This is a genomic window from Bartonella sp. MR110HLJHH (assembly GCF_042194225.1).
Classification (GTDB): domain Bacteria; phylum Pseudomonadota; class Alphaproteobacteria; order Rhizobiales; family Rhizobiaceae; genus Bartonella; species Bartonella grahamii.
In genome coordinates, this window is the sequence record NZ_JBHIMQ010000030.1 from 1 (window position 1) to 5,543 (window position 5,543).

General features: G+C 42.5%; 6 protein-coding genes. 1 reads left to right on the plus strand and 5 read right to left on the minus strand.

The window, feature by feature from the left end; genetic code table 11:
- The 3 genes from ACFIKB_RS08735 to ACFIKB_RS08745 all read right to left on the minus strand — a co-directional run.
- Positions 1 to 1,855 (minus strand): portal protein (locus ACFIKB_RS08735; RefSeq protein ID WP_375653352.1); only part of this gene is annotated, 1,855 nt, incomplete at its 3' end.
- Positions 1,840 to 3,168 carry a PBSX family phage terminase large subunit gene (locus ACFIKB_RS08740; protein ID WP_375653354.1) on the minus strand — a complete coding sequence of 443 codons (1,329 nt, stop codon included), beginning with the start codon at positions 3,166 to 3,168 and terminating at the stop codon, positions 1,840 to 1,842. The genes ACFIKB_RS08735 and ACFIKB_RS08740, both read right to left, overlap by 16 nt.
- Positions 3,149 to 3,481, minus strand: a complete 333-nt coding sequence (locus tag ACFIKB_RS08745; RefSeq protein ID WP_375653357.1) for a hypothetical protein — start codon at positions 3,479 to 3,481, stop codon at positions 3,149 to 3,151. Before ACFIKB_RS08745 ends, ACFIKB_RS08740 begins: the two co-directional genes overlap by 20 nt.
- A 203-nt stretch (positions 3,482 to 3,684) precedes the next feature.
- Between ACFIKB_RS08745 and ACFIKB_RS08750 the strand changes: the two genes are divergently transcribed.
- The gene (locus ACFIKB_RS08750) at positions 3,685 to 4,308 is read left to right on the plus strand and encodes a hypothetical protein (protein WP_015856175.1); all 624 of its coding nucleotides are present in this window, start codon (positions 3,685 to 3,687) and stop codon (positions 4,306 to 4,308) included.
- Positions 4,309 to 4,317: 9 nt separating this feature from the next.
- Here the strand turns inward: ACFIKB_RS08750 and ACFIKB_RS08755 are convergent, their stop codons facing one another.
- Positions 4,318 to 4,848 (minus strand): hypothetical protein, encoded by a 531-nt coding sequence (locus ACFIKB_RS08755; protein WP_375635669.1) that lies wholly within the window; start codon positions 4,846 to 4,848, stop codon positions 4,318 to 4,320.
- Between the two features lie 15 nt (positions 4,849 to 4,863).
- A complete protein-coding gene (gene ssb / locus ACFIKB_RS08760; protein ID WP_375647833.1) occupies positions 4,864 to 5,307 on the minus strand; it encodes a single-stranded DNA-binding protein in 444 nt (147 codons plus the stop codon).
- Between the last annotated feature and the right edge of the window lie 236 nt (positions 5,308 to 5,543).

The window sequence follows — 5,543 nt, forward strand, 5'->3', positions numbered from 1 at the left end:
GCTTTTGTTGCAAATCCATCTGATGCATCTGTGCTTTCGTCTCTAAGTCTTGTTGCTTTTCCTGCAACTTCATTTCCTGCTCGGGGTCCATCTGCTGTTGTTGTGCCATTTGTTGCTGTTGGAACTTCTCACTGACACGATTAAGCAATGACGCCGGCAATGGAGAATAACGAAGTAGATCAAGCATAATATCCGGTGTAATGGCATTTTGGAGCAATGGAAGAAGCTGTGTGATGATACCGAAGGTGCGCTCTTTCTCATTCGGGCTGGTTGGCGCATCATCAACAACAATGTCATACTCAACACTCGTTACTTCTTCACGCGTCAATGGAATATATTGCGCATTCTCCTCACCAGATATCCGTACCAAACGACCATCGGACAAGTAATTCTGTATCAAGTGCAAAATAATCTTACCTTGCCGCTTGCGGTACAAACGTAAACCATCAAACAGACAAGCAAGCAGATTTAAACTGGATTGGCGTCGTTGTGCCTCCAAAATACCCGCTTGTGTCACTTCCCTTGTGCCAATGAATTCGGGGGATAAACCCGTCACCTGATTAATTGCTTCCTTAGCTTCATTAAACAGCTGGAAAAACCCCGTTGGAAATTCTGCTACGGGTTTGGGTTGGATCTTTCCTTGTGCAAGGGCGCCATCTTCAGCAACTAGCAACGCATCAGACCGCGCCCAATCTTGCATAGCCTGCCTGATGTCCTTAAACGCCCCTTCCTCGACAATAAGCCCCCCTTTGGATTGGCTATTAAGGATATACATCACTTGACTGAAATATTTATTCGCCCACCGTTGCGGGTCTTTCGTCGAACGTACAACACCGTAAAACTGACGTTCTATCTTGTCAAAATATCCCGTTATACACTCCCAACCCAATTGACCAGCTGGAACCAATGGTTGATCTGGGGATTCAAGCAATTTCCTCCCTAAAAAAGCACGTCTTACAACCTTTTTATTGAAAGCCGCCCCTTGAATATTAGGCATCATGCATTGGAGCTGCTTAAATTCCTCTTCGCTATAGTCACGAAGTTCACCCGTTTCTAAATCAGCTGCCTTGTAATACCTCTCGCTTTCAAACCAACGGCATTCAACAAGCGTGACCATCCGACGACCGTTTTCAACATCAATGCTCCCTTCATCACTGTAATAATCAAGATCATTATGGTGAACACCTTCATGAGAGCTCCCATCCCTTGCCCAATCTGCACTCAACTCTGTCCAATGAGATTTGGGAAACATCTGCTTGGCTACTTCCAAAGGCTTGCGGTCCACATACCACAAACGTTGCGCATCGGTTAAATTCGGTTGCACTGCCGCACTATCCCAGACCACTTTCAGTGGGTCTAAACGCGTAATTACCGGTTCACCATCGAGGCTGTTCTCATAATCAAGCCGTGTATCAGTCCACCCCATGCCGCAGATAACCGCATCTTGGAAAGCGTCACTATCAGCGTATTCTGCATGCGCCATGTCCCGAAACCATTCTGCCGCACCGGTAAGCAATTCACTTGGCAATGCCTTGCCTATTTGACGGGGGATGAATTGCACTTCTCGCTTATTATTTCTCTCTGAACCTACAACAGCATTCACAAGCGGAGCAATACGATTAAAGGTCATAACGGGGCGGCGTTGCTTTTTTAACGCCGATAAATCTTCTTCATTCCATTGATCACCATTGTAAAAACCAAAATCCTCCCGCGCATGTTCACGCCATTTGTTCACATGCTCCACATCTTCTTTGTACCAGCTCACAAGCTTACGAAATAAGCCTTCTGTCGACAGATCTGATGCGTTACTTTCTTTATCTAAATGCTCTTCATCATACATCATTCTGCCATCCATGACGTGCTCTCATATTCCGTTCTGCCGCTATAAGCTGGTCGCTTTTGTATTTCTTTTGGTGGTTTGTATGAAATGCACATCAGTCCAAAGGCATCTGCCCCATGACTGGACCAATCATGCTCTGCTCCCAAGCCAATATTACGCTTCTCATCCCATTTCTCGTGATACCAGTTCAGTGCCTTGCGTCCTGCTACCGTCGTCTTCTCATTAAACCAAACAGAAGGCAAAACACGGCGGACTGTTTCTATACGTATTTTAACAGCCCCTGCTCCCTGATTAGGGATAACTTTTGTTTGAAAGCCTGCCTGTTTAAGAGCGCTCTCAAAACTCACATTGTGCACACGATCTCTCGTCGCACCGTCATGGGGAAGAACCATCAATGCCTTCTCATAGCCATTTTGACGCAACCAGCCTATATGCTCTGATAACGGTTGTCCCTGTGCTTCGTAATAATTAAGCACTCTAATCTCTCTACCAACAAATTGTGCTATCCATATCGCTGTGGCATCTGCCTTAGCACCCGTGCCCCCAATATCCCAAAAGGCGCGTATCTGCATTAAAGGATCACGAGCAACACGCCCTATCCGCCCCTCCTGCTCGGCTGCCAACATTTCCTTTTGATAATAAGCGCCTTGAACCGCTTTCAGATAATCCCCTTCCCAGATATGCTTATAGGTCTCTGGACGGTTTCTCAGATCATCCAATCGCGCTTCATTCAAGATCTTCGGAAACTTCGGATTGTCTGACCAGTTGATCTCCACACGCTTGATTGCCTCATTGTCTGAAAAGCGAAACCGCTTCTCAACGGGGGCATTCTCTCGCAATGGATTCCATGTCACCCATAACTCTGCGCGCCATCCCTCTCCTTCTTCTCGCAAAGTCGGTATAAGCGTTTGCCAAGCCGTCTCTGTCACCGGCTCCGCCTCATCAACCCAACAAAGCAAAATACGCCCCATAGACTTGATACTAGCTATATTGCGGTCAAGACCAGAAAACTGAAAGGCTATACGACCATCTATCGACTTAATCGACGACTCCCCAACCTTGTAATAGTCCTTTAAAAAGTCATGCGCTTCAATGGCACGTTTAATCTCCTCCAAAGAACTCTCTGCAAGCGAATTTTGAAACTGCCGTGCACAAAGGATAGTGCCTGATATCCCTTCCCTACCAAATTGATAGCCTTTTAAAGCAGCCATCAAGGCAAATGATCTTGTCTTTCCAGACCCTCTTCCTCCCCAAGCCGCTCGTACCAAAGCCTTACCTGTAAAAATCGGTATAAGCTTTGGAACAATATTAATCTGTCGTGTTGTCATTGACCAAAGGCGCGATTTCTACACGCGTTATCACCTTAACGGCTCCCCCATCTTCCCCAGTCACCTGTAAAGGCAACACCTTACCAAGCAACGCTAAATAAGCCGCTGGACATTCCATAGCCTGCTTTTCCAAATAGGAGATCAAACCATCATTGCCAATTTTATTCCCAGCATTCTCAGCAGCCTTAACCACTGCTTCTTTTAAAATGCGCGTCATTTTATTGGGAACACCTTTGGCACGCCCTTGACCTGCCTTTGGTGGTATACGCTTTTTAATGGGTTTTGGAGCCTGCTCTGTATTTTCTGACGTCATAAAATACCCCTCCAGATAATAAAAAACCCCGCATTTGCGGGGATTCCAAACTGCACTGCCTCTCGTCTAGATACAATACGACCAAGTACAGCAATGTCATTAAATACGATTTGCTACAATTTGTCAACATAAAAATAACACATATTGATATATTCAAAAGGAATCGGTTAAACAGCGCTTATAATAATTAGGGATTCAAAACGATGAAATCATTATCCATAACACGCATCATAACATTTATAGCTTTCTTTTCTATATCAGCGCTACCTGCATCAGCGTCATTTGGATTTATAGACAAATTGACGCGTATGTTTACAAGTGTAGATACTAAAGAGAAGTATAATCAACTTTACAACAAATACGTAAGTGAATCATATATTGGCTCTATGCATTCTGAAAAGATACGCAAAGCAGAAGAACTTTCACTCAGCACGGGCACAGAATATTCGTTTTTTAAACAGGAAGATATATTGTATCGTCACATATCAGTTGTTGGTTGTGCATCCCTTATGAGTTTATTGCGGGGTGATTATAATAAGGAGATGTCGCAAATGGATCTACCCAATGTAATAAAGCGTTTACGCGATGAATATGATTGGAGTGAAAGCGATTTTATGTGGGCATACGACGTGGTCAATGATAACGAGGATCCAATGATTTATTATGCAAAAAAATTTATGATGGCTATAGATAAGCGTTCCGATTTAAGAAAAGAACAAGTAAATAACATAGTATCTCAAGTGAAAAGAAATGATCATAAAAGTTTAAAGGAATCCATTGAATTTTGCAGAAACTTACAAACGATATACAATATAATGAAACCGTAATAGAGATTGTCATTTACGATCAAAATGTTTCTGAAGAGCATTAAGAGCAACACGTAATGAATTCACAAGATATGGTAGCATTTGATCTTCTATCACGAGGTACTGTAGTGCTGCGTGAAGATTGTACTGTCTATAGAGGCATTGTGCTTCTTTTATTGCCTCTTGCATATTGAAAAACTGCTCTGTAGCAAATTCTACCCATTTGTCTCTTGCCTTATCATCTGATGATGAGGGCATCTCATCATAAACAGCACTTGGAAAGCCTTTTGCACAAAGGTAATCGTTTCTGATCTGTAGATATTGTTGCGCGGCGTCATATTGCTCTTGTGTAAGCACACCTTGCAAACAAAGTCGCCCTATGTAAGTACCAGAGAGTGGATTTTTTGCCTCTTGTAGCGTTAAACCGAAGCGCTTTGCACGCATTTCTATTGCCAATTTATCAACGGCTTCACGTAGTGCTTTTGCACGTGATATACGTCCGTTTGGTTCTCTTACCTGCCCTGCTATTTTAGGGCGTCCCCTTTTTTTATTTTTTTTCATAACACCGCCTTTTATTTAAAAAGGAACACTGTCATTCATAACGGTATGGGGCGTATCAAGAGGTCTATAAATGCTTCTGTCATAAGCAGATGATGACGGCTCTTGATTATCATCATTTTTGCCATCTAAAAGCTTTAACTCGCCTTTGTACTGAGGCAATATGACTTCTGTTACATAGCGATCAACACCATTTTTATCTTGCCATTTACGGGTTTGTAGTCGCCCCTCGATATAAACTTTGCTACCTTTACTGAGATACTGAAGTGCTACTTTTGCCAAATGTGGATTAAACACCACAATGGAATGCCATTCAGTTTTGTCTACTTTCTTATTGGTTGCCTTGTCTATATAGCTCTCAGACGTTGCCATTCGAAAATTAACCACCTCACCACCAGAAGGCATAGTTTTGCTTTCTGGATTGGCACCTAAATGACCAATTAAAATCACTTTATTAAGCATTTGTTTTCTGTCCTTTAATGGAAAATAGTACTTAGAACAAAACAAACTCACAACTGATGATAGTATAACACATTATGGGGTGTAATTACAAACGAAATTTATTATAACCCACTGAATCTAAAGAATGAATCTCATTTTTATTTTACTTAACAGCTTGCGTTTTGATACGTTTTGTGCAATAAAGAGATGTTCTTTTATATTTCGATTGGTTACTTTAATCGTTTATTTAGATCGCT

Coding starts and splice junctions, on each gene's coding strand:
- ACFIKB_RS08755 (WP_375635669.1), bottom strand. CDS start 4,848: ATGAAAAAAAATAAAAAAAGGGGACGCCCTAAAATAGCAGGGCAGGTA.
- ACFIKB_RS08750 (WP_015856175.1), top strand. CDS start 3,685: ATGAAATCATTATCCATAACACGCATCATAACATTTATAGCTTTCTTT.
- ACFIKB_RS08740 (WP_375653354.1), bottom strand. CDS start 3,168: ATGACAACACGACAGATTAATATTGTTCCAAAGCTTATACCGATTTTT.
- ACFIKB_RS08745 (WP_375653357.1), bottom strand. CDS start 3,481: ATGACGTCAGAAAATACAGAGCAGGCTCCAAAACCCATTAAAAAGCGT.
- ssb (WP_375647833.1), bottom strand. CDS start 5,307: ATGCTTAATAAAGTGATTTTAATTGGTCATTTAGGTGCCAATCCAGAA.